The following is a 24,875-nucleotide window of genomic DNA, read 5'->3' on the forward strand; positions in this document are numbered from 1 at the left end:
AATTAATGAATCCAGAATTATTGAAAGGTAAATGGGGGCAGCTGACTGCAGTTAAAACTATAAAAGGGTATAAATCTATTAGGATTACTAGCGATTGTGTTTCTGATATATACCTTGGTATCAATGAAACAGGATGTCATAGCTTAATTTTGAATTTACCGAAAAATCATCAGGTTAATTTTAAATCGGTTAAAAAAGAGAAGGTGACTATAGAGTTATTTCCTGACACTAACTACCTGATAATGACACTCCTTGATGAGGAGTATAATAATTTATTTGATGATCTAATTATATCTCTTTTTAATTCTATAAAAGATATCAAAGAAGTTGATCTATATTCAAAAGTATTCATTCAAACGTTTTATCAATGGGTTTTATTTTTTACATTAGATAATAATGATAGATTATCAAAAGATATAATAAAGGGCGTTTGGGGCGAACTATTTGTATTAAAAGAACTTATATATGGTAGTGATCGTTATACTATTAATGATATTTTATTTGGTTGGAGGGGGCCGTATGATCAAGGACATGATTTTATTTATGATGATAATCATATCGAAGTTAAAACAAAAGATATCAATAAGGTTTCCGTAAGAATTTCTAGTGAACATCAATTAGAAGTTGAATTTGGTAAGAAGCTAACTCTTACGGTTGTTTCTGTTGGTGAGGATATGGAGAGTGGCTACTCATTAAGGGATTTGGTGCTTGAGATAAAGAAAACGGTATTTGATCGATTAGGTGATTTTTCTATTATTTTAAAAGCGTTGCTTCAAAAAGGCATAACACTCCAAAATATTCAAGAATATAACAATTACCGCTTCAAACCATTAAACATACACGACTATGATTGTTTAGAGGAAGGCTTCCCGAAAATTACAACAACTGAACTTTCTCAAAGTATCAGTAATGTAAAGTATGATCTTAACTTAACCAATTTAGCAAATTATGTAATCTTAATAAGAGAGTTTTAAATGGAAGTGAGTGAGTTATTCAAATACAGGCAGGATATCTTAGATGCATCTAAAGATGATGATGAATTTATCAGACAGGAGCCCGTTCTTGCTGAATTACTGCCATACATGCTTGATGCTAAATTAGTCGATTCAGAAGACGTAACACCTTCATACTTTTCCCCTGGTTATGATAGTTTAAAAGTTAATGCATACACAGTTAATGATTCAAAAGAAAGGCTTCAATTATTCATTATAAATGATGAATCTATAGATGAGTCTATTAGTGAAGATGACTTATGCATTTCACTGAGAGCTGATTATGATAAACAATTTAAAAAGGTAACAAAGTTTCTAAACCTATCTATAAAAGGGGATTTAAATAATAAAGTACAGGACTCAGATGGTGTAGTTAAGTCACTCATTGCAAAGCTTAATTCTAATGAAGGAATTGAACAGTTTGATGTTATCGAAATTTTTCTTCTAACATTGACTGCTACTGTTTCAAATAGAGGTGAATCAGTACAACCCCGAAAAATACATTTTGATGATGAATTTTTAAAAACAAAGTTTGAAAAAAACGATGAGATTATTAAAAAAGAAATTTTAATTTTAAGAAAAGTTATTGATTTAAACTTTATTGCTAATGTTATTGAATCTAAAGGGAATAGAGCTCCATTAACAATAGATTTTGGTAGAGATTTGAATAGTAAAATTGAAGTAATACAGGCTGCTAGTGAGGAAAATTTTGAATCATATTTATGTGTGCTAGATGCAGAGGTAATCTCTGGCTTATATAAAAAATATAGTAGCCGTTTGTTAGAAAAAAATGTCCGTTCTTTTTTGCAATTTAAAGGTGTAAATAGAGGTATAAAGGAAACAATCCGTGACAAACCTGAACAATTTATAGCATTTAATAATGGGTTAACAATAACTGCAACGAGTGCAAAGATAGCATCGTATAAAAAGACATTATATTTAGATTCTCTAACCGATTTTCAAATAGTAAACGGCGGACAAACTACGGCATCTATTTATTTTTCACAAAAAGAGGGATTAGACATTAGTAAAGTGAAAATTATGGCTAAAATTAATGTCGCTAAAGATGTAAATGAGAATGACTTAGATGAACTGATATCGAATATTAGTAAATTTTCAAACACTCAATCAAGAGTATCCAATGTCGATTTACGGTCAAAAAGTCCTCAGTTAAGAAAGTTAAAAACGATTAGTGATAGTGTCATAACCCCAAGCGGAGAAAAATGGTTTTTTGAACGAGCAAAAGGTGAGTTTTTAACAAAAGTTAGGCATGCGGGCTCGAATGGCAATCGGTTAAAGAATGAGTTTCCAAAAGAACATCGTTTTACAAATATGGAGCTGGCAAAATATTATTCTGCATGGGGGGCATCTCCGCATTTGGTCAAAAAAGGAGGTGAAAAGATTTTTAGACACTTTATTGAAAAGATCGATCCGGAAGGTAATGATGATAGAACCATTAACATAGATCGAGTGTTTTACGAACAGCTAATCGCAAAAATCATCCTGTTCAGGCAAATGGAAAAAATATACGGTCAAGGAAAAAACTCGTTAGGGCAACTAAGAGCAGCTGTGATTCCATATGTATTATCAATTTTGTACATATATACAGACGCTTCGACGACTGATAAGTCTTTCAATTTAGATAAAATTTGGAAAGAAGAAGGGGTTGATTCTGATTTATCTGAGTACCTTAAAGCTCTAATGTTATTGATGAATGATTTAATTAAAAAATATTCTGCTAGTGAAGATTACAATGAATATTCTAAAAAAGAAGAGCTTTGGGATTCTATTAAAAGCAGTAAAGAAGTACAAAAGATGATGAACAACGAGGTTACTTTATCAATCTTTCAAAAATATACTATCTAACTTAAAATTTTAAATACTTTTTTTGCTATTTTATTTGCTAACAATGGAGGCACAGCATTTCCAACTTGTACATATTGTTCTGTTCTATTCCCTACGAAAAAATAATTGTCGGGAAATGTTTGGATTCTAGCAGCTTCTCTAACTGTTAGACTTCTACACTGTAAAGGATCTGGGTGAATATAATAATGACCATCTTTGGATATGTGGCAAGTAATGGTTGTTGCAGGAAGATCCCATGGTTGGACTCTGAATCGGTCTGCAAATTTTCCTGTTTTAAAATTCTTATGATCAGGAATGAGATATTCAGGATAATCTTTAGATTTTGGGCTTCTTACATCCCAATTTAAACGGGCGCTTAATTCACCCCAAACACTACAAAACAAATATCTTTGCAAATCAGTCGTTAAATGCCCTCTAGTTTCATGATTCGTTATATATGTCCCTAACTTTTTATCGTAAAACCAATTTTGTAACTCTTTATTGTTAATACTCGAAGTACGCTTTAAAGAAAATACCTGCCCCTGTTTATCTTTTGGCGCTTTTATTGTTCTGTAAGTTAATTCTATTTCACTTGCTATTTCAGCTTGCTTATTCTTTTGTAGTGATTTTATTGTTTTTATTGCATCTTTTTGGATGTTATCTACCCAATTTATATCTGTATTTGTTATTTTTGATAAGCCACTTCTTAATGGTGGTAAATCTGCTAAGACATTTTCAATGGAGACTAATTCGTCATATTTGGTAAGCTGAATATCAATATCACTTGAATACAAGTCTTCTCTCACCCCTACCAAAATAACTCGGTGTCTTCTTTGTGGAATTCCATGTAGTTCACTATAAACAACAAAGTCTTTCGGTTGAACTTTTTCACTTTCAGATATAGGAACTTCTAATGATAAAATTTTGTAATTATTTCTACTTCGACCTTCTACTGGCATCGCTTCAACTGATTCACATGGGTTATGTAAATCACTGAAGATGGTTTCATAAATAGATTCGCCATTCACCTTCGCTGACAGCATTCCTTTCACGTTTTCCATAACAAACAGTGCTGGTTGAAATTGGGCAATTACCTTTAAATATTCTTTGTATAAAAAGTTTCTAGGATCAGCAGTAGGGTCGTAATTTTTTTTATTTCTACTACCAGCAAGTGAATATGCTTGGCACGGTGGCCCGCCAATTAAAATACACTCATCATTACCTATAGCTTCTACTATATTTTTATTTATTATTTCATTATCTTTGCCAAGCTCTAAATTTTGAGCCTCTTTATCGGCAGCAGAAACTTGAGATGAAAACTTAGTGAATTGATATAATTGCTCTTCAGGGGTTTTACCTAATTTACCTTTCAAAAAATCATAATATTCTTTCGGTGCATTACCATTGAATTGACGAAAAAAAGCTCTTAATTTCAAAGTTCTATGAGCACTTTTTTCTTTCTCTACTGAAATAGCTATTTTGAAAGGAGAGCTACCATCAGAGGCTTTTAATGCTGTAAAGCCTTCACCTAGACCTCCTGGGCCAGAAAATAGGTCAATTATCTTTATTGGTTTATTCATTCAGTTCATTGATAAGTTTTTTAATCATATATGATACCAGGAATAATTAATTGAATCCTATTAAATATTGCAAAGACTACAAATTATCTGTATATCTTTGTCTTTTTTGCATGACGAATGAGCTGATGGATAAAAACCACTGGAATCAGCTTAGTTGAAACCTAACCCCCAGTATTTTTAACAATTACTAAATTACTGCTTTTTGATCAGCTTAAATTGCTTTTTGCCGCGTTGGATAATCCAAAAACGGTCAAAGAGTGGAAAGTCTAACGATGCCTCTGCATGGTCGATTCGTTCACCGTTCACTTTAATGGCATTATTGCTTATCAACTCTCTGGCAATACGCTTTGAATTAGCAAGTTTAGCGGTAACTAATACGTCACATATATCACTATTGTGATCGACAGTGATAACGTCTAACCCGTCTAGTTCAAGTTGTGTAAGCTCTGATAAGCTTAATTGCTGCACGTTACCGTTAAATAGTGACAAACTGATACGCATTGCACTGTTTAAACCCACTTCACCATGCACAAAATGCGTGAGTTGCTCGGCCAATATTTGCTGCGCCTTAGGTTTGCCTTTACTTAATTGATCGGTACGTTGAATTTCATCAATCTCTTCATTAGACAAGAAGGTGTAGTAACGTAGGAAGTGGTATACATCGGCATCGTCGATGTTTAACCAAAACTGGTAAAAGGCATAAGGTGAGGTTTTGCTTGGGTCAAGCCAGATTGCGCCACCTTCGGTTTTACCAAACTTGGTGCCATCTGCTTTAGTAATAAGTGGCAGCGTTAATCCGTATACTTTCGTTTTATTAAGGCGACGAGTTAAATCAATACCACTGACAATATTGCCCCATTGGTCGTTACCGCCTATTTGTAAACAGCAGCCAAAACGTTTATTTAGCTCTGCAAAATCAAAAGATTGTAGTAATGAGTAGCTAAATTCAGTAAACGAAAGCCCTTGCTCTGGACGCAGCAATCGTTGTTTGACCGACTCTTTATTTATCATTGCGTTAACAGAGAAATGCTTACCGACATCACGAAAGAAGTCGAGTATATTCATTGAGCCAATCCAATCGGCATTGTTTTGAATGGTTAGCGGTTGTGCTAAATGTGCCGTCATTACTCCTTGTATTTGTGCAGACAATGAATCAACCCATTGTTGAACCGTTTGCTTGGTGTTTAATGACCTTTCTGTGGCTTTAAAGCTTGGATCGCCTATTAAACCCGTTGCGCCACCAATTAAGGCAATACATTGATGGCCAGCATCTTGAAATCGTTTTAGCATCAGCAACGGCACTAAGTGTCCAATATGCAAACTTCCTGCTGTTGGATCAAAGCCACAATAAACCACTTGCGGTGTTTGTAATAGGTTACCAAGTTCTTCTTGTTGGCTGATCTGAGAAATTAAACCGCGTTGGGATATATCGTTCAATAGTTGAGTGGTCATATTTTTACTCTAGCTTTAACTGTTTTATTTAAGTAATGAGTAAAGCTAGGTTAAAGAAGTTAATACATCTCAACAATGTCCCTAAAGGGATAGAGACTAGAATTAATTGCGAGCGATATGATTTAAAAACAACTGAAATAATTCACTTAACGAAGCAACGTTGAGCTGTGAATATATGCGTTTTCGATGGTTTTTTACTGTGCCAATGGTTATCGACAAATGCGCGGAAACATCTTTAGAGTCATACCCTTGTACTAATAGCGCTGTTATTTCTTGCTCTCTTAACGTTAGTAGATCTTTACCAAAAGTAGCGACTCCTTCCTTGATCGCTTGGCTGATATTGCTGTGTTTAGAGCTGCCTAAAACAAAGGTGTCATGTGACCAATGCTGATGACATAACGCTTGTATTAGCGGGTAACGATTTTTTAATTGTTGCTTTTGTTGTTCGGTAAATTTTTTTTCTGTCTGTGTGTAGCCAAAGTAAATAACAACCCATCGTGCTTCATCAATACGCACCGTTAAGCCTAATTCATCTTGCCAATTGGTTTCGTGGTAGAACGCCTGTTGGTAGTTTTTATATTCGCCAATATCTGAGATAACGTCTTGTAAGCTATATACGCCTTCAATATTATTTTGGGTTAAAGCAATATAAAACGGGTCGTAAACAAAAGAATTTATTAAATAACGCTGAAAAAGTAACTCTCGTTTAGAATCAATAGAGTCATACAGGTAGATGGGATGTTTGCCCTGTCGATAACCAAGAATAAGCAGACAATCATAGTCGATAAAAGCATTAATAAATTCAACTAGGTGTTGTGAGAAATTCACACTATTAAGCGATGTTATACATTGTGCTAATAGATCATATTCTATCTTTGTTGAATCTAACGTCATCATTTAATCTCTTGGTATGCAGCAAAGGGTAGTAAACAAGCTTTCAGTATGGGTGTTATGTGCTGTAATTGTATCGTATCTGAGTATATTGATAAGTTTAATACCCGCTTCATTAATTAAGTGAACAATTTTATACGTATAGCGTGTTGAAATATAGCAAGTCACTGAAAAGGACAAGGAACAATTGGCTTAGGTGCTTGCTTGTTGATTGATATGTTTACAAACGTGTAACAACTACTTGAATATTCTTAATAATCTCCCCATATATTTTAGATTACCGATTAGGAGAGCAGATGGACTTACTAAATACAATTGATATAGATAGCATTGTTTATTACTGCTTGGTCATTGTTTTTCTTTTATTGATATTTCGAGGAATGTATAGATTAGTGATTTGGAGTAAGAGGATGCCCAAAGGAGCCTTTGTATTTCTTGCTATTTTCCCGCTAATATCTATTTTTCCAATTCCAGCCCAAGAAATCAAAAAACTGGAAAGAATAAAGCAGGAAGAAGTACAAAATGAGGATGAAAGCGGTGAACCGCCTAATGACAATAACGGTAATGTTTAACCTGATAATTTAGTAACAATAAGGTTCTTAATACGGAATCTTCAAGGGTAATAGCATAACGATTGAGATCCTGAATCGAGTTCAGTATGCCCAATTATTGAGTCGCAAGTGTAAAGTAGCTATGGTCGTTTAGGGCTTTGCTAATCATCATTGCACCCTCAAGTAAACTTACTGTGGTTATTGCAGCATGAGCGGGGTTAGCTTCGCCATTGGCGGTATGTGCAGCATGTAACCAAGTTAAGTTTTTATCAAAGAAGCGTTTTACTTCAACTTGCACTTTTTCTGGCAAGCTTTCGTTTTGAGCACCTAATAATCCACATAAACACATTTTGTCATCAGTTAATAAAGCACCTTTGAAAATTTGAGTGTAAATATCAATAGGGTTTTCGCCTCGTGCTTTAATGTCGTCAACATCACCTAATGCTGCTAAAAAAGCGTTGGTATATTGATGTGCTAGCTCTGCGCCTAAATCAGCTTTTGTTGGGAAGTGATAGTGCACACTGGCACTCTTAATGCCTACTTCATTGGCAATTTCTCTAAAACTAAAATTGTTGTAACCGCCTTGGCGTACTTTATTTTCAGCGATTTTTAAGAGCTCTTCTTTTTTACTCATGATCATCTTCCTATGACTGGACGGCAATTATCTAACAGTAGATAGCCCATTACAAGAGCGGTATCCATTGTAAAGCACGCATCAATAGCACTTTTATCATATTTCATAACACTCGCTTAATTCACTTGAGAAAACCATTAACCTATCAGGTGGTAGTTTTATTGGATGGTGAGTGTTTTTTATGAGCATGTCAATTTTATCTACCTAATGAATAGTTTATTTAAACTTAAATCTTGAAAATATAATCATTATTTAACTTGTGCCATTATGAAAACAGCTTTATAAATCAATGTTTTATATTTTTGTTTGTTGGCATTACTAATATTCTATTAATAATTAATGAAAATAAATCATTGACTACCTACTAGTAGGTAGATAGTATTCCCTCGTTCGAAGCAAAATGTATTTATAAGGCTATTCCACTAACAACTTACAAATATGTTTACTCATTTAACTTATAAAATGAAGGTATTAACAATGATTGGATATACTACTATTGGTTCAAAAGACCTAGACAAAGCTGTTTCTTTTTACGATGCTTTACTTGAGCTAGTTGGCGGTAAAAGAGTAATGGAAATGGATAGAATTAAATTTTATGGAACAGAAGCTGGCGGTGCAATGTTAGCGGTATGTATTCCTCACAATAATGAAGAACAAAGTTGTGGTAATGGACAGCAAGTTGCTATTCCTGGTGGCTCTATTGAAGGTGCAAAAGCGCTTTATAATAAAGCAATTGAATTAGGCGCTACTGATGCTGGTGAACCTGGACAACGTTTTGATTTCTTCTATGGTTCATATGTTTATGATTTAGATGGAAATAAACTTTGTTTCTTCCATATGACTTAATCGTCAATAGTGAAATACACAGCAAAGGTCGATGTTTATCGACCTTTTGTTTTTATTAACTAAGTTGAGCTTAGGTTAAGTTAGGTTAATTAAATTGAGGAACTAAAAATGAAAATTGCTGCAGATTTTAGTCAACGTGTTGTTGTGCATAGCGACTCGCTTGAATGGATTGAATCACCTATGCCGGGTGTGCATAGAAGGCCCCTTGATAGAGTAGGCGCTGAAGTTGCTCGTGCGACAACCATAGTACGGTATGCGCCCGGTAGTGAATTTTCACCTCATGTACACACGGGGGGTGAAGAATTTATTGTGCTTGAGGGTATATTTCAAGACGAACATGGCAGTTTTCCTGCTGGCTCTTATATTAGAAACCCACCGCAATCTAAACATCAGCCAAGTTCAGCAACGGGTTGCGTTATATTGGTAAAGTTATGGCAGTTTCAGCCTAATGATAGAACGCATGTATGCTTGCAAACAGATTTTATGGGCAGTGTTCCCCATGCAGATTTTAAGGGAATACATGTTACTCCTTTGTATAAAGACCCTATTGAAGAAGTGAGCTTATTACATTTTGACCCGGGTGCTGAAATAACACTGAATGTAGCAAAGGGCGCTGAATTACTGGTATTGTCAGGCTCATTAAATGAGCAAAAAGATACGTTAACAAAGCATAGCTGGCTACGTGTTCCTGTACATAGTGAAATTCACGCTAAAGCGGGTAAAAAAGGTGCAAAAGTTTGGCTTAAAACCGGTCATTTAATTGATATTGAAAATCAAATTATGCGTGTGCAAAGCGCTTAATTTAACAGGTGTTTTACGATAAATTTTAAGTAAATCTGTCCGTTAGTAATCATTTAAAAATTGTTTTGATATTTAGTTTTTACCCTTGGTAACTAACGTTTTGGCGTATTCTAACATTCGTTATTTACCGGATATTCTTGTTCAGCATAAAAGTATCGTTAATATAAGTTTTATGCAATGCGTGCTAGAATAGTAATAATCTTATTTTTTAGAACCATTAGGCGTATTTCATGTCTGAACACCCAATTTTCGACATTTGTGTTGAACCGATAGAACTTTTTAAACTCCTTAAAATAGCCAATATGGTTGGTGGTGGTGGCGAAGCTAAAACCATGATCAGTGAAGGTAATGTTTTAGTAAATAATAATGTTGTTGTTCAAAAGCGTAAAAAGATTCGTCATGGCGATATTATCGAATATAACGGTAATATTATTGAAATTGCTTATAACCCCGCCAAGAAATCAGCCGAGTTTATAAATACCGTAGTATTAGCGAGTAAAAAAGAGCAAAGAAAAAAAAGAGCTAAAAGTAAAGCACGGGCTCTTTCATCTGAAACTAATACTACCCCGTAATTAGTACGCTAAAATATTACATTCGTAAAACCTATTATCTTATAGATAATTAGGTAAAGTGATAGAAATTGCCTCAAGCACACTGTTAAAGATAGCACTAATTATTGTTAGTTTAGGTTTATAATGGTTTCTATCGCTTCAATAACGGCTGCCGATTTTTTTGGATTTAACCCATCTGGGTGTGGTTGAGAAAACTGTCCAATGTCGTTATCAAAATACTCACCGGTATGTTTAGCAATACCGTCTTCTAGTGCCATACGTACTAATATTTTAGCGCCAATACTTAAATCATGGCCTTCAAAACCAAACCCTTCTTTTACCATTTTTGAGGCAAGTAAAGATCCAGGATTAACGGCAATAACTGTTGGCCCTTCGCCATTAAGTTTGTCGGCAAGCACTTTACTCCACATAGTAATGGCTAACTTGCTTTGGGCATAAGCTTCCATGTCACTTAGTTCGGCCTTGCCAAGTAATGCTTCAATGTTTACAGGTGATTGGGCAGCAGAAGAAAGGTTAATAATTCGTCCTGAATTGCCAAGTAAGGATAAAAGCGCTTGAGCAAGGCTATAGGGAGAAATAGTATTAACAACAAATCGAACATCTAATCCTTCGGGTGTTGTTGTATTACTAGCTTTAAACACACCTGCATTATTAATGAGTACATCAAGGTTTTTATGTTCATTTTTAATATCTACTATCAATTTTTTAACATCAGAAAAAGCAGATAAATCAGCTAAGTAACTGTTGATGCTTCCTGCATTGGGTATTGCCGATAATAGTTTTTTAATAGTGTTTAACTTTGCAATACTACGGCCATGTATTAATAAATCATGACCAGCCGCCGCTAAAAGCTTTGCTGTTTCTAGGCCAATACCGTCGGTGGCACCTGTGATTAGAATTACTTTTTTCATGTTGTTGCCCTTAAAATAGTAAAGTTAAGTCATAAATTAAGCAGAAAAATTGGGTAATATTTCATCTGCAATACGTTTTAATGTTGCCGGAATATTCAATTGATTAAATAGTAAGTTCAGTGCAACGTGATTTACGCCAATACTTTCTAACGAGCTTAAATAATTAATAAGATGGCGAGTTCCAATCCTAAAGCCTAGGTGAATAGGCGTTGGGGGAAAGTCTGGATCATCAACTAAATCAATATAAAGTGGCTGCATAATGGGTTGAACCGCTCTACCAGCTTCTTTTACCTTGTGTTGAAAATGATTAATCACATGAGTTTGGTCGTCAAGTTTCCTTGGGTAAGTCATCCAAGCATTACTATTCTCAGCAATCCAACTGATGTTTTGTTGGCTACTTCCCGTAACAATTAAAGGAAGCTTGTTGGAAACGGGTTTAGGTAACATATTAATGTTGCCGTCAAGCTGGCCATAGTGATTATTAAAGGCTGGCTTGTCTTGCCACATTCTTTTTATATAAGAAAAACTTTCTCGAAAACGAATGCTGCGATCGTCATATGATTCATTCAATGCAGGGTATTCTTCGGGTCTATCACCAGAGGCAACGCCTAAAACTAATCGCCCTTTAGATAAAACATCGGCACTTGCCGCTGCCTTAGCAACATGGGCTGGATGCCTTGTCGGTAATACAATACTTGATACGCCAAGGGTAATGTTTTTCGTTATACCGGATAACAATCCTAAATAAACAAAAGGGTCGAATATTTGTCCGGCATCACCAAATGAAGGCACATCAAAAGGCACATCTCGCAACCATATTGATGCAAAACCTAAGTTTTCAGCGAGTTGTACACGTTCAATATGATCTTCCATGGTCGGTACAGAATTATCAGCGTAATTTTCTATAGGAATAACTAAACCAATACTTAACCGATTAGGTTTGAAAATACGATTGTAACCTCGATTAATCGAGTCAAAATCAACTTGTTCTAACGAGGTGTGCATTTCAAACTCCACTTGTGTTCATTTTATTTCTGCCAGTTTCACTTAAGAATATGGGGCAGAATTAAAAGAGTAACCTACTTAATTCTGCCCAAAAACAACTTAGGCTAAGTACCAATGCTTGCTACAAGGAAATGATTACTAATAGAGCCTTTTAGTACGCGCTTTAAGGTGAATAATTTCTTAAACGTCTACGACGACTTTACCCATGCCTTGACCACTTGAAAGGCGATCGTGTGCTTTACCTACTTCTTCTAAACTGAACGTTTGCTCATCTAACACTGGGCGTAACGCGCCAGTTTCAGCTATTCTGGTTAATGCGTTAAGAACTTGAGCATGGTTTTCACGTTTATAGTTGTGCAACATAGGGATCAACATAAATACTACATGTAATGAAAGTCCTTTAAAATGCGCAACACTTAAATCTAATTCCACCATAGCAACCGTTGAAGCAACATGACCGTTTAACGAGGCTGCGTTAAATGAATTAGTCATGTTTTCGCCACCAACAGAGTCAAAAACCACATCAAACCCATGGCCGTCGGTATGTTTAGCAACGTACTCTTCAACTGTTTCGTTTTTGTAATTAATACCTTTTGCGCCAAGCGTTTCAATTAAAGCGAGTTGTTTATCACCACCACCGGTAGCAAAAACATTAGCGCCCATATAGTTAGCAAGTTGAACAGCAATATGGCCAACACCACCTGAGCCACCATGTACTAAGACATTTTGACCCTTACTTGTATTGGCACGGGTTAATCCTTCGTAGGCAGTAATACCTACCAAAGGAATTGCAGCCGCTTCACGCATAGTTAAATTTTTTGCTTTTCTAGCGATTAAGTTGGCATCAGCAACGATGTATTCTGCCAATGTGCCAGGTAAATCGGCTAATCCACCAGCGCAGCCATAAACTTCATCCCCAACTGAAAATTGAGTAACACCTGCGCCTACTTCTGCAACGATACCGGCAAAGTCCATTCCTAATACTGCAGGTAATGGCGGAGAAAGAGGTAAATCATCGCCCATTTGACGAATCATAGTATCTACTGTATTTACACTGCTTGCTTTAATATTAACGAGAACATGGCCTGCTTTAACGTCAGGTTTTGCGATGTCTGCTACTTCAAACACTTCTGAGCCACCAAAACTTTTTATGATCATTGCTTTCATGAGATTTACCTTTTTTGATTAAGTCGTTAACTAATAGATGTCATTTAATGAAGTCAGTATATTTACTATTAATTGTTTTGATAATAGGCTTAAATAAAGAATCACTTTATAGTTTTTGTTGATAATAATGAATATTGAACATCTTAAACTTTTTATTAGAATTGCCGCGACTCATAATATTAGTCTAGCTGGCAGTGAGTTACGGTTATCTCCAGCCGTTGCTAGTGCACATATTAATAAACTAGAAGCAGAATTAGGGGTTAGATTAATTCATCGAACCACCCGCAAAGTATCACTTACTGAAGAAGGGAGAGCTTTTTTGCCACATGCAGAAGATGTGATCGCTAGTATTGAAGCCGCGCGCGCTTCAGTTGGTGCGGGTAACGCATTTCCCCGAGGCACATTACGTGTTGCAGCGCCCGCCTCTTTTGGGCGAATGCATATACTGCCGGCGCTAACACAGTTTCTAACCTTATATCCCGATTTACATGTGGATTTAAAACTCTCCGATACCATAGTGGATTTGGTTGAAGGTGGCTTCGATATTGCCATTCGTAATTCTGCATTAAAAGATTCGAGTTTAATTGCTAAAAAACTTGCACCCGACACTAGAATATTATGTTCATCACCTGAGTATTTAGCCAAAAATGGAGAGCCAAAATCTCCGCAAGATTTAAATTTTCATCAATGTATTACATTAATAGGCCTAGACGATTGGGCGTTTCATACACCCAAGGGACAAGTGAACATTAAAGTGAAAGGCGTATTAAGAACCGATAATGGTGAAGCTGTTCGAGATGCTTGTGTTAATGGTTTAGGTCTTACCATTAGTTCTAAATGGAGTGTTTATAAACATCTACAAAGCGGAGAACTTGTTCAAATACTTGATAAATATCCCATTGCGACTGATACAGCAATTTGGGCTGTTTATCCTAGCTCTAGGTTGCTTGCTCCAAAAGTTAGAGCTTTTATCGATTATTTTGCGGACTATTTTGGCGATAACCCTTATTGGGACTAAATTATTTGCATTAAATTGTTAAATTTAATGACCGATCATAATTTTTTCTTATTTCCACATTGTTTGCACATTTTATGGTTAGACTTCTTTTAAATTACCTTTATAAATAAATTTTGTATGAAAAAATCAATGTTGATGTTGGCGTTAATTCCTATGTTGGGATTAACCGCCTGTGGTGGTAGTGATTCAAGTGATTCGGATGATTCAACTGCACCAGTGGAAATTATTAATGAAGTGCCTGTCGTAAATGCTGGAGCCGATCAAACGGTTACATCAGCGCAAGAAGTGACTATTACCGCATCGATTTCAGATGATGACGAAATTGTTGCCACTTGGAGCCAAACCGCTGGCACTACTGTTACGATAAACCAGGTTGATAGTACTACTATTACTTTTACAGCTCCTGAGCTTGAAAGCCAAGAAGTACTTACCTTTGAATTAACAGTAGATGACGGCACTAATGCGGTTGTATCTGATAGTATTGAAATTACTGTTAATCCGCAAACCACAACTACTGTACCAAGTTTATCAAGTTGGATAATTAATAATGAACTCAGCTCGGAAAAAATTTCTTCAACCTCAGGCAGTGTTTTAGTAAACGTACAAGTTGCTGAAATGGTTACGGTAGTTGAAGATAGTGTGGATGTTGAATATGCGTATGTTGAAACAACGGGTATTCCTAAGTACGACGTAACGATCACCGAATCTATTGTAGAACAACTTAATCAACGTCCTAAAGCTGCTACCGATTTTAGCTCTGGCAGTACTTCAGCCGTAGCTGGACAAGTAGTTACCTTTGGTGAAGACATTGGTTACAACAGTAGTACTGAAAACTGTTTAGATACAGGTGGAGATGGTTATTGGCCTCCAGGTCCAGGCTGTCCTACTGAACAAACAACTCAAGCTTACTTCCCTGCAGAGCCAACAGTAATAGATGAAACTGAAGAAGCGTGTGAAACCGGTTTAGGTAAAATTGGTTTGATGGTTAATGGTACCAGTATTTATAACTGGGGCGATGGCATGAGCGAAGGCAATAACGTTTGGTATAGCCTAGCACCTGTTGCAGAGCAGTACGATGTTGATATTTGTGGTGGTCATGCGGCACAAGGTGATTATCATCATCATTTTTATACTAGTTGTTTAGCTACCTTAGTAGGTGATAGCAGCGATGCGCATTCTCCAATTTATGGTTTTGCTGCTGACGGTTATCCACTTTATGGACCATATGAAAGTGCGAATACTTTAGCGGTTAGTGGGTGGAAAATTCGTGATTACGGTTTAGATGCAAGTGAAGGTGGTTGTAGTACTGAAGGTGAAAGAAGCTGTATTTTAGTTGATCCGGCTGATATTTCTCAAGGTGTTGAAACGGTAGCAAATGGCCCAGCTATTGGTGAGAGTGTAACGACTTTATCTGGTAACGTTTTAGCAGCAGACGATGGTTATTTTTATGAAGATTACTATTATGCTAACGAAACAGTCACAGGCGCTCAGTTAGATAAGCATAATGGTCACGATACTAACGATGGTAAAGGTTATCACTATCATATTACGTTAACACAAGATGCAGACGGTACATTAATACCAGCTTATCCTTATACGATAGGGCCCGACTTTAAAGGCGAACTTGCCTCTAATTCTATAAGTCAGTGTGGTACTTCTGCTGCAGGTGGTGGTCCTCCGGGTGGCGGTCCTCCAAACGGATAATTCCTTCTTGAAGTCAAAAATTAACGTAGGGGTAATGCCGCTGCGTTAATCTTATTTTGTAACTGTATTGATATAGTATGTTTAAATTTTAGGTGAAGTTATCCAAGTTATGATGAAAAATTATTTTGTTATTTTAGTAATGATATTGGCTGCTAGCATAGGTGAAAGCAAAGCGCAGTCGGTAAGTAATGAACAAACTAAACCGATGCAAATGGATCATTCGCATTTACCTATTGCGGTGCCAACCAATGTAAAAGAGCCAGCATTAAGTTTGGTATTAAATAAAGATGCAATGTCGGGCTATAACCTACACCTTAAAATACAACGCTATCATTTAACACCGCCACCAAATGGCGTTTCTAGTATGGCAGATCTTATGTCTGTATCTATCGATAAACAAAGCGGTTTTGTTGAAGGTCATGCGCATTTATATATAAACGGCATAAAAATTCAGCGTGTATATGGATTAGATGTGCATTTACCTGATGAACACTTTAAAGAAGGGATAAATACAGTATCGGTAACATTGAACAATCATGGTCATATGTATTGGACAGCTCAGGATAAAAAAATTGTCTCGACACTTTATATTGACAGTAATGCACCTGAGAAGGTTAAACATAAATTTGAAAGCTTTCCGGTAAAAGGTGACGATTAATTTTACTAAGATAAATCTCCTTCAATAGGCACAAAGTGGTTATTGATTCACTGTCGTTATGTATTGCTATTGCGATAGAGCTAAAGAACATTTTATATAGTGTGAGTCATCGGTTGGGATACCGCTTTAGGCTTTATAGTTTGCATCAATAAGCATAATGAGACTAACACAAAACCTAGCCAGCCAATTACATTAAACCTTTCACCAATAATGAAAATGGCGAGTACAGTGGCGACCAAGGGTTCAATTAATGTTATTAGTGTCGCTTTACTTGCCTCAATGAAATTCAAGCCAAAACCGAACAGTAGGTAGCCTAAAAACATTGGAATTACCGCTATATACAACGATACCATAGCATTAGTTGTGCTTGAAAATAAGTTATCACCGGTAAACCATAATGAAGGGAGTAACAGTAGCGCCGCACAACCAAACAACCCTGACATTGACGATTGTGAATGAATACCTCTTTCAATTAAGCGCTTTGCTGCCCATGAATAACTTGCATAAGCCAATCCTGCAATACAACCTAAAAGAATACCTACACTCTGCTGCTGAAGACTGTAAGTAGCATTATGGTGTTGCTCTGTGCCTAAAGTTAATAACGTAATACCTATAGCGCCAATGAAAAAGCTACACATCCATTGAAATGATATGCTTTTTTTACTAATTATACATTCAAGGATGGCGGCAAAAAAAGGGGCTGTAGCGATAGAAACAACCGTGCCAATAGCAACACCCGACAAACGCATAGAGGTATAAAATGCTAACGGATAGATAGCAACAGCAGCGGCACCAAAAAGTAATACGCTAGGTTGCTTAAGCATAAGTTTATAGTCAATAAGTAACTTTTTGCGCGCGCTGACAACAAGCAGTACACCACCTATCCCCATTGAGAATGCACCAATAGCTAAAGCACTTACATTGGGTGAATAGCTTGCTGCAATACCTGTTGTTCCCCAAAGAAAACTAGCAATAATAATCGCAATAACACCCGTAAAATTTTCGTGATGAATGTCCATAATGAAACCTGTAGATAATAACTTCAAGACAGAAATAGTATGCTAATTATGAAGGTTATTTTTAACAATTAAGACGCAATAGTTAACAATTCAGACTAAGTTTACTTTTTGAATTTGGTAGGCGATAAGCCAAAGTATTGTGAAAATTTCCGGCTAAATGTTGAGGGCTCTTTATAACCGATCTTTTCACCAATAATGTGTAATGGGTAATCTGTGTGGGTAAGTAAAGCTTGGGCTTTTTCCATCCGAAGTTTTGTTACATACTTCATTACGCTCATACCTGTTTGTTGCTTAAATATTTTTTTAAACTGTGTCTCACTTAGAAAAGCTGATTCGGCCAAACGCTTTATTTTAAGGTGATCAGCAATATTATTTTCTATAAAGGATATTGCCATACCAATGCGATTGTCTACTTTTGGCAATAACGCTTGTTCTGCCAGTAGTAAACTAAATAATTCGAACATTGCCTGCTCTAGTTGGGCATTAACTGTGTTTTCTAGTTGGTTTTCAATAAAAGTTAAGTAACTTCTAAGCGATGTATTAATTGTAAAAACCAGGCATTGTGAAGATGAAATATTAAACGGGAGGCTTTCCATGTCTACGACTACAAATCGAGCTTCACTATCGGCTGTGAACAAGTGTTCTTCGTTGGCTTTAACTACGACACACTCACTGGGTGCAACTTTACCACTGAAGTTACCTACAGATATGTTTATCACGCCCCGTAAAGGTAAAACCAATTGATGAAAAGAATGTGAATGCAGGGTTGGTTTTGTACTGTACGAACGAATGGATAATAAGTTTTTCATAATAGTAAATAATGTACGGTCTATTTTATCCTTATTGCAGTTATACATAGTAGAGTAATAGATAATAAAGGGAAGGATTAGTTTTTATCTATAATTGATGGTTCAGTTAATTCATTTTTGTTTTTTGTTGAGACTTCAGTAAAATAGTGAGTCTTTAATAGCTCGGTAAAGGTTAGCGATGAAACGCGTTGTTTTATATATTTCAGATAAATGTCCTCATTGTCGTGAAGCGAAAAAGTATTTAGATGATAATGGCATTAAATACCGATTGACCAATGCAAAAATGCAACGTGGTAGAAAAGAGCTTGATGCTATTGGTGCTCGCTCTGTTCCGGCACTAAAAATTGGCAATGAAGTAATGATTGGTTGGAATTTAGCAAATTTTAAGAAAATTTATGGTGCTGGTTAATACGCAATATTAGATAATTGAGTAATCAATACGAATATAGTTATTGATTACTCTTTAAGCTTATTAGTTATAGCCCTAGCTCAGTCAAACTAGGAAAATCATCTGGGCGAATTTTACCTTGCCAGGTAAATAAACGATCTTTTTCTTCAATAGCTAAATCGTTAATACAAGCATAACGATTTTTCATTAAGCCAAATTCATCAAATTCCCAGTTTTCATTGCCATATGCACGAAACCATTGACCTTCCGAATTTTTATACTCATAAGCGTAACGAACGGCAATACGGTTTTCGGTAAAAGCCCAAAGCTCTTTAATTAATTTATAGTCTATTTCTTTTTGCCATTTTTCAGTTAAAAACTCGACAATTTCATCTCTGCCATTAACAAAACTTGAACGGTTTCTCCATTGACTGTTTACGGTATAAGCCAAAGATACTTTTTGTGGATCTTTATTGTTCCAACCATTTTCTGCAGCTCTTACTTTTTCTACGGCGCTTTTTGCTGTAAATGGTGGTAAAGGTGGGCGTGTATTTTCCATACTAACTCCAATGATTGATTTAATTTGCTTTAATAACCCAATAAACAATGCCGCGAAGTACACAGACTTGTCTACCTAGTTGAGTCATAGTAGACAAGTCTGTATACTTGTGCAATATTTTATTTATCACTAAGTTAATTAGTTAACTACTTCATTCACAGTAAGAATCTAAAATGAAACAAATAGATAAGCGTCAACAACTAGTAAATACTGCGTTAAAGTTATTTTATAAAAAAGGTATTCATGCGGTAGGAATTAATGAAATTTTGGTAGAATCAGGTGTTGCTAAAAAAACCTTATATCATCACTTTACCAGTAAAGAAGCGTTAATTCAGGCTTGTATTGCTGAGCGAGATCACAGCTTTATGACATGGTTTATCCAAAAGTGTAACGATAACAGCTCAACTGCGGTTTTTATTGAACAAGTATTTGATGCGTTAGATGAGTGGATTAATGATAAATCAGTGGAGTTAGGGTCATTCAGTGGCTGTTTTTTTGTAAATTCTGCAGCAGAATATAGCGACCATCATAATGAAATCAAAAAATTATGTTTGCAGCACAAAACACATATTAAGCATTTTTTTGAACAACAACTTGAACCATTAATACCCGATAAGAATCAGCTTAATTCGCTGGTAGGGTTATTATTGTTACTCAAAGAGGGTTGTATTAATTGCGCACATGTAATGGGAGACAAACAATCTGCTTTAAAAGCAAAGGCGCTCGCGTTAGTTTTTTAAGGGTTAATCTTTCCAGCGCTGCTTTATTTCAATAACTTTATCTAATTGCTGTATAAATAAGTCGACCAATTCAGGGTCAAAGTGTTTGCCCTTTTGCGCTTGAATAAATTCGACCGCTTTTTCTACTGACCAAGCCTCTTTGTATGGACGAACGCTAGTTAACGCGTCAAATACATCAGCTAAGGCAACAATACGGCCAGAACGTGGGATATCTGTGCCTTTTAATTGATTGGGATAACCAGTACCATCCCACTTTTCGTGATGAGTCATTGAGACTATTTTAGCGAGTTCAATTAGATCAGAATCTGATTCACCTAAAATTTCAGCGCCAATTTCAGGATGCTTTTTCATTATTTCAAATTCTTCTTCGGTAAGCTTACCCGGTTTAAGCATGATGCTATCTGGAATGCCAATCTTACCAATGTCGTGCATTGGCGCGGCATGAAATAAATTGTCTGCTTCTTTTTCTGTATAACCGTAAGCGAGGGCTATTATTCTTGAGTAATGGCTCATGCGCATAACATGCATGCCAGTTTCGTTATCTTTGTATTCGGATGCACGGCCTAAACGTTGTATTACTTGTAGTCTGGTGCGCTTTAGCTCTTCTGCATCAACTAGTGATAAGTGTGTTTTTACGCGTGCTCTTACGACAGGCGGGCTAACGGGTTTGGCAATGTAGTCTACAGCACCTAGGTTAAGGCCTTTTGCTTCGTCTTCAGTGTCGTTTAATGCCGTCACAAAAATGATAGGAATTGATTTATATGAAGGATCACCTTTAAGGGTTTCACAGACTTCATAACCGGTCATTCCTGGCATCATAACGTCGAGTAAAATTAAATCGGGTTTGTCTTTTTTAATTAAACGTAAAGCCTCTTCGCCACTTTTAGCGAAAGTAAGCTTATAAGTATCACTAAGAATATTATTTAATACTTTTAAATTAGTGGGTTCGTCGTCTACCACTAATACATTTTGTTTGCATAATTCCATGTTCTTTCTCTGTAAAATAATTTAAATGGCCGACTTCAAGGTATCGCTTAATACGCTGATTCGATTAGCAGCGACTTCAAAATCAAAGTCATTGCAGGCTGAAATTATGTCTTTTATTTCTTTTGAGTGGGTTGAAGACATGCTTTCTAATGCTTCTAGTAAGCTCTCGTCAAACTCATTGTGTTGTACATGTTGTTCAAGTTGCAATAGCATTGTGTAAAGTTCTTGCAGGGAAACTTCTTCACCACCTGAATCGGTTATTGCATTATTTGCTGTCCCCATTTTATTAGAACAGTCAATTAATGAATTAATTTCAAGCTGAATAGCGTCTGTTGCTGTAGCCGATTCCTCAGTTAATTCATGTAGACTTGCTTGTTCTAAGTCACTAAACATGGTCATTAACCGATTAAGGGCTAAGTTACCGGTAACTCCTTTGTACTTGTGAGCAATCGCTTTTAGTGCCGGCCAATCGCTGTTATTACGTAGTAGTGTTAGTGCTGCAATATCTTCTTCCGATTGCTGAAGGAAACGTATTATTTCATTAAATAGGGTAGTTTTATTGCCCCATAAAGCAATGCCTTTATCTAAATCAACTCTCAACTGCTCAGTAGGAATAACAACGGCTGGTTCAGGCATTATGTTTTCTGAGTCGAGCGTACGTGCTATTTCGCTGATAAGCTGATTTACATCGATTGGTTTGTTGGCAAAACCATTCATACCTGCTGCTACCGCCGATCTTTTATCTTGCGGTAATACACTGGCAGTTAAGGCAATAATTGGGAGTTTTGGTAAATCATTTGCTTGCTCAAATTCACGTCGTTTTATCGAGGCTGTTAGTCCGTCCATGACAGGCATTTGTATATCCATTAGCACTACATCAAAACAGTCGTTTTCCATTTTCAATAGTGCTTGTTCGCCATTACGCGCAACAGATACAGTATGATGGTGACGTTTTAGCACTAAGCTTAATAGGTCTATATTCTGCTCAATATCATCAACTACCAATATGCTAAGTGGTGGTAATTCAGCATGTGCTTGAACAACTTGTTTTTTAGCTGAAGCTTTAACTACTTTAATTGGAATACTAAACTCAAAGGTTGACCCTTGACCTTCCTCACTTTGTGCTGAAATGGTACCACCCATTAATTCGACAAGTTGTTTACTGATTGTTGTTCCTAAACCTGTACCACCAAAGCGACGACTCATTGATTCATCTGCTTGAGCAAAGGCATCAAAGATTGTTGCTAACTGTGGCGGTGTCATACCAATACCTGTATCTGTGATTGAAAAATGTAGCGTATCGGGCTTGGTATTGTGGATATCAATAGTAATGCTGCCTTGTTCAGTAAACTTAATTGAGTTACCGACAAGATTAGTTAACACTTGTCTTATTCTATCTGGTACACCGTTGTAAAAACGTTGCGCAGTTTTGTCGATATTTAGGTTAATAGCCAAGCCTTTATTTTGTGCTTGTAACCATAATGTTGATACGACAGAATCTACTTCTTCTACTAATGAAAAGTCTCTATATTCTAATTGAAATTTACCTTTGTCTAATTTAGCGCTATCGAGCACATCATTGAGAATATGTAATAGTGATTTCGCTGACTGATTGATGGTATTTAGGTGCTTACGATGACTTTGTTCAAGCTCTTCATCTAACAAAATATCACTGAAGCCTATAATGGCGTTCATGGGGGTGCGAATTTCATGACTCATGTTGGCTAGGAATGCCGAACGTGTTGCGGCTGCTTGTTCAGCTTTTTCTTTCGAGGCAACAAGGGCTGATTCCATCATTTTACGTTCGGTAATATCCATGATGAAGCCGTCAAAATACACGTCGTTAGTTATTTCGTCTGTGATGGTTCGGCCATAAGCTAAGACCCATTTTTCTTTTTTATATCGGTCAATAACTCTGATTTCAACTTGGAATCCTTCAGGGTGATATAAGTTAGTATCTTCAATGATCTTCATATCATCAGGGTGTACAAAATCGCCCACACGGCACTTAGGCTCAGGTAGTAAAAAATCTTGTGCGGGGTAACCTAGCAAGTTTTCTATTTCGTCATTAATAAAAAGGCTTGGCCAGTGAATATCATCTTTATTACGATAGACAACACCAGGAATGTTCGATACTAATGAGCGTAATTTAGCTTCTTCTTGACGTAATTTATTTTCCATCGATTTGCGTTCACGTAAGTCGGAAATAAAGGCTACGAACATGTGTTGATTGTTCAGTTCGACATGCCCAATGCCAAGGCGCATAGGAATAAGACTACCACTTTTGGTTAGTGCTTCAACTTCTCGTCCTGAGCCAATAATTTTTTTCTCACGTGTTTTTATATAATTATCAATATAACTATCGTGATGAGCTTGATCAGGCATAGGCACAACCATTTTTACATTTTGTCCTATCATTTCTTCTCTAGACCAACCTAACAAGGTTGATACCGCATTGTTGACGCTAATAATTATGCCTTTTTCATCGATTGTAATAATGCCGTCAATGGCGGTATCCATTGTCGCAATTAGGCGACGTTCATTATTGGCTGCAATGAGTGTTTGGTCTTTGTATCGCATGATTAAATTTGCTGCGAGCACTGAGAAAATGATAGTTAAGGTAATTGCAGTGATTATCATTGCAAGGTAGATAGATACCTCGCTAGTTTGTTTAGAAAGTTCAAAACCAGGCGGTAAAACAAAGCGAGCTGCAGCCATACCAGTATAATGCATACTCGAAATTGCAGCGCCCATAACGAAGCTTGAAATGATGGTTTTTATGTAATTATTTAACCAGTGAATTTTAGTGCTTTTTAAGCCAAACCTAACCCATAAAGCTAGAGTTGCTAGCGCTACTGCAACTAAAATAGAGATAGCAAATATAGTGAAGTTGTAGCGTAATAATGGCGCCATTTCCATTGCCGCCATACCAACATAGTGCATGGTTCCAATACCGGAACCCACTAATACACCACCTAAAGCTAACTGCTGAAATTTTACTTCATCATGAATAATAATATTCAGTGCTATCCATGAGGCGGCAATGGCTGGAATGAGGGATAAAACAGTCAGGTTAAATTGATAGGAAACCGTGGTACAGAGCTCTACTGCTAGCATACCAATAAAGTGCATTGACCAAATACCCGCACCTAAGGCAAAGCTACCAATGAATAATGAAAAATGTTTTCGACGTGGGTTGGCATTGGCTGCTTGTGCAGCCACTTGAAACCCCATAAAGGAGGCAATAATAGCGATAGACACAGATAGAATAACTAGCCATGGATTAAACGACGTGGTAACAAAAAGATTGTAATCGTCATATAGAAAGAGCTCAGTAATTTGGTTTGGCATATATGTTTAACTCAACTAGGGAAAAATACAGAGATATCTCTAGATTACCAAGAATTCATTGTCGTTAATAAAGTGGCAATTTTAAATGGCACTGACCTATAACTAACAAGGTTATATCATTGGAATATGATGATTTCGATACTGTTATTTAAATAATGGTTTTTTTGTACGCTTTTTGCAAGTTTTTTGGCATGAAATTGTGAAAGCGCTTACTCGTAAGAAGTAAGTATCGGCAGGTGGTAAGACTTCTTTAGCTCTTTAGGTAATAAAAAATGAGCAATTAGCTATATGTGTCTATAGTGTTGATTTTTAATTAGTTAATAATTGAGACATATAAGTTTTAGTATAGGATTTATTGTCGCTATATTAAATATTCTATTTATTCTCAGGCTCGC

Annotated in this window: 23 protein-coding genes; 11 read left to right on the forward strand and 12 right to left on the reverse strand. The window is 36.3% G+C overall.

From position 1 onward, the window contains the following. Positions 1-5 precede the first annotated feature (5 nt). Both Q4503_RS00530 and Q4503_RS00535 read left to right on the forward strand, forming a co-directional pair. Positions 6-974, forward strand: coding sequence for a PD-(D/E)XK motif protein (locus Q4503_RS00530; RefSeq protein ID WP_303601093.1), 969 nt, complete (start codon positions 6-8; stop codon positions 972-974). Next, positions 975-2,858, forward strand: a complete 1,884-nt coding sequence (locus Q4503_RS00535; protein ID WP_303601094.1) for an AIPR family protein — start codon at positions 975-977, stop codon at positions 2,856-2,858. On the opposite strand, the gene Q4503_RS00540 is transcribed toward Q4503_RS00535, so the two are convergent. The 3 genes from Q4503_RS00540 to Q4503_RS00550 form a co-directional block, all read right to left on the reverse strand. Continuing rightward, positions 2,855-4,417, reverse strand: coding sequence for a DNA cytosine methyltransferase (locus tag Q4503_RS00540; protein WP_303601095.1), 1,563 nt, complete (start codon positions 4,415-4,417; stop codon positions 2,855-2,857). The genes Q4503_RS00535 and Q4503_RS00540 overlap by 4 nt on opposite strands. Before the next feature lie 192 nt (positions 4,418-4,609). After that, entirely contained in the window at positions 4,610-5,869 is a 1,260-nt protein-coding gene (tyrS, locus tag Q4503_RS00545; RefSeq protein WP_303601096.1) for a tyrosine--tRNA ligase, read from the reverse strand. A 102-nt stretch (positions 5,870-5,971) separates the two neighbouring features. After that, positions 5,972-6,766: a helix-turn-helix transcriptional regulator gene (locus tag Q4503_RS00550; protein ID WP_303601097.1), complete on the reverse strand. Its 795-nt coding sequence runs from the start codon at positions 6,764-6,766 to the stop codon at positions 5,972-5,974. Positions 6,767-7,056: 290 nt separating this feature from the next. Here Q4503_RS00550 and Q4503_RS00555 point away from each other — a divergent pair, with 290 nt between their 5' ends. Then, on the forward strand, positions 7,057-7,332 hold the full coding sequence (locus Q4503_RS00555; RefSeq protein WP_303601098.1) for a hypothetical protein: 276 nt from the start codon (positions 7,057-7,059) through the stop codon (positions 7,330-7,332). A gap of 94 nt (positions 7,333-7,426) precedes the next feature. On the opposite strand, the gene Q4503_RS00560 is transcribed toward Q4503_RS00555, so the two are convergent. Beyond that, positions 7,427-7,945, reverse strand: a complete 519-nt coding sequence (locus tag Q4503_RS00560; protein ID WP_303601099.1) for a TetR/AcrR family transcriptional regulator — start codon at positions 7,943-7,945, stop codon at positions 7,427-7,429. A gap of 477 nt (positions 7,946-8,422) precedes the next feature. Here Q4503_RS00560 and Q4503_RS00565 point away from each other — a divergent pair, with 477 nt between their 5' ends. From Q4503_RS00565 to Q4503_RS00575, 3 genes are all read left to right on the forward strand, one after another. Further along, positions 8,423-8,791 carry a VOC family protein gene (locus Q4503_RS00565; RefSeq protein WP_215971720.1) on the forward strand — a complete coding sequence of 123 codons (369 nt, stop codon included), beginning with the start codon at positions 8,423-8,425 and terminating at the stop codon, positions 8,789-8,791. A gap of 108 nt (positions 8,792-8,899) precedes the next feature. After that, on the forward strand, positions 8,900-9,592 hold the full coding sequence (locus tag Q4503_RS00570) for a cupin domain-containing protein (protein WP_303601100.1): 693 nt from the start codon (positions 8,900-8,902) through the stop codon (positions 9,590-9,592). Between the two features lie 230 nt (positions 9,593-9,822). Further along, the gene (locus tag Q4503_RS00575; protein ID WP_303601101.1) at positions 9,823-10,164 is read left to right on the forward strand and encodes an RNA-binding S4 domain-containing protein; all 342 of its coding nucleotides are present in this window, start codon (positions 9,823-9,825) and stop codon (positions 10,162-10,164) included. Between the two features lie 107 nt (positions 10,165-10,271). Here the strand turns inward: Q4503_RS00575 and Q4503_RS00580 are convergent, their stop codons facing one another. The 3 genes from Q4503_RS00580 to Q4503_RS00590 all read right to left on the reverse strand — a co-directional run bounded on the left by Q4503_RS00580 (position 10,272) and on the right by Q4503_RS00590 (position 13,247). Next, positions 10,272-11,075: an SDR family NAD(P)-dependent oxidoreductase gene (locus Q4503_RS00580; protein WP_303601102.1), complete on the reverse strand. Its 804-nt coding sequence runs from the start codon at positions 11,073-11,075 to the stop codon at positions 10,272-10,274. A gap of 36 nt (positions 11,076-11,111) precedes the next feature. Next, entirely contained in the window at positions 11,112-12,080 is a 969-nt protein-coding gene (locus tag Q4503_RS00585; RefSeq protein WP_303601103.1) for an LLM class oxidoreductase, read from the reverse strand. Positions 12,081-12,260: 180 nt separating this feature from the next. Continuing rightward, positions 12,261-13,247 carry a zinc-dependent alcohol dehydrogenase family protein gene (locus tag Q4503_RS00590; RefSeq protein ID WP_303601104.1) on the reverse strand — a complete coding sequence of 329 codons (987 nt, stop codon included), beginning with the start codon at positions 13,245-13,247 and terminating at the stop codon, positions 12,261-12,263. Between the two features lie 127 nt (positions 13,248-13,374). On the opposite strand from Q4503_RS00590, the gene Q4503_RS00595 reads away from it, so the two are divergent. From Q4503_RS00595 to Q4503_RS00605, 3 genes are all read left to right on the forward strand, one after another. Further along, a complete protein-coding gene (locus Q4503_RS00595) occupies positions 13,375-14,265 on the forward strand; it encodes a LysR family transcriptional regulator (RefSeq protein WP_303601105.1) in 891 nt (296 codons plus the stop codon). A 117-nt stretch (positions 14,266-14,382) separates the two neighbouring features. Continuing rightward, on the forward strand, positions 14,383-15,969 hold the full coding sequence (locus Q4503_RS00600; protein WP_303601106.1) for a YHYH protein: 1,587 nt from the start codon (positions 14,383-14,385) through the stop codon (positions 15,967-15,969). Between the two features lie 109 nt (positions 15,970-16,078). After that, a complete protein-coding gene (locus Q4503_RS00605; RefSeq protein WP_303601107.1) occupies positions 16,079-16,627 on the forward strand; it encodes a hypothetical protein in 549 nt (182 codons plus the stop codon). Positions 16,628-16,719: 92 nt separating this feature from the next. Here the strand turns inward: Q4503_RS00605 and Q4503_RS00610 are convergent, their stop codons facing one another. Both Q4503_RS00610 and Q4503_RS00615 read right to left on the reverse strand, forming a co-directional pair. Continuing rightward, the gene (locus Q4503_RS00610) at positions 16,720-17,646 is read right to left on the reverse strand and encodes a DMT family transporter (protein WP_215971728.1); all 927 of its coding nucleotides are present in this window, start codon (positions 17,644-17,646) and stop codon (positions 16,720-16,722) included. 101 nt (positions 17,647-17,747) lie between these two features. Continuing rightward, entirely contained in the window at positions 17,748-18,455 is a 708-nt protein-coding gene (locus Q4503_RS00615; protein WP_215971729.1) for an AraC family transcriptional regulator, read from the reverse strand. Positions 18,456-18,633: 178 nt separating this feature from the next. Here Q4503_RS00615 and Q4503_RS00620 point away from each other — a divergent pair, with 178 nt between their 5' ends. Next, the gene (locus Q4503_RS00620) at positions 18,634-18,864 is read left to right on the forward strand and encodes a glutaredoxin family protein (RefSeq protein ID WP_215971730.1); all 231 of its coding nucleotides are present in this window, start codon (positions 18,634-18,636) and stop codon (positions 18,862-18,864) included. Between the two features lie 67 nt (positions 18,865-18,931). On the opposite strand, the gene Q4503_RS00625 is transcribed toward Q4503_RS00620, so the two are convergent. After that, positions 18,932-19,402 (reverse strand): nuclear transport factor 2 family protein, encoded by a 471-nt coding sequence (locus tag Q4503_RS00625; RefSeq protein ID WP_303601108.1) that lies wholly within the window; start codon positions 19,400-19,402, stop codon positions 18,932-18,934. Positions 19,403-19,575: 173 nt separating this feature from the next. On the opposite strand from Q4503_RS00625, the gene Q4503_RS00630 reads away from it, so the two are divergent. Further along, positions 19,576-20,142: a TetR/AcrR family transcriptional regulator gene (locus Q4503_RS00630; protein WP_303601109.1), complete on the forward strand. Its 567-nt coding sequence runs from the start codon at positions 19,576-19,578 to the stop codon at positions 20,140-20,142. 3 nt (positions 20,143-20,145) lie between these two features. Here the strand turns inward: Q4503_RS00630 and Q4503_RS00635 are convergent, their stop codons facing one another. Then, entirely contained in the window at positions 20,146-21,129 is a 984-nt protein-coding gene (locus Q4503_RS00635) for a two-component system response regulator (RefSeq protein WP_215971733.1), read from the reverse strand. 21 nt (positions 21,130-21,150) lie between these two features. After that, on the reverse strand, positions 21,151-24,480 hold the full coding sequence (locus Q4503_RS00640; RefSeq protein WP_303601110.1) for an MHYT domain-containing protein: 3,330 nt from the start codon (positions 24,478-24,480) through the stop codon (positions 21,151-21,153). Between the last annotated feature and the right edge of the window lie 395 nt (positions 24,481-24,875).

It is taken from the genome of Colwellia sp. 6_MG-2023, assembly GCF_030547765.1.
Classification (GTDB): Bacteria; Pseudomonadota; Gammaproteobacteria; order Enterobacterales; family Alteromonadaceae; genus Colwellia.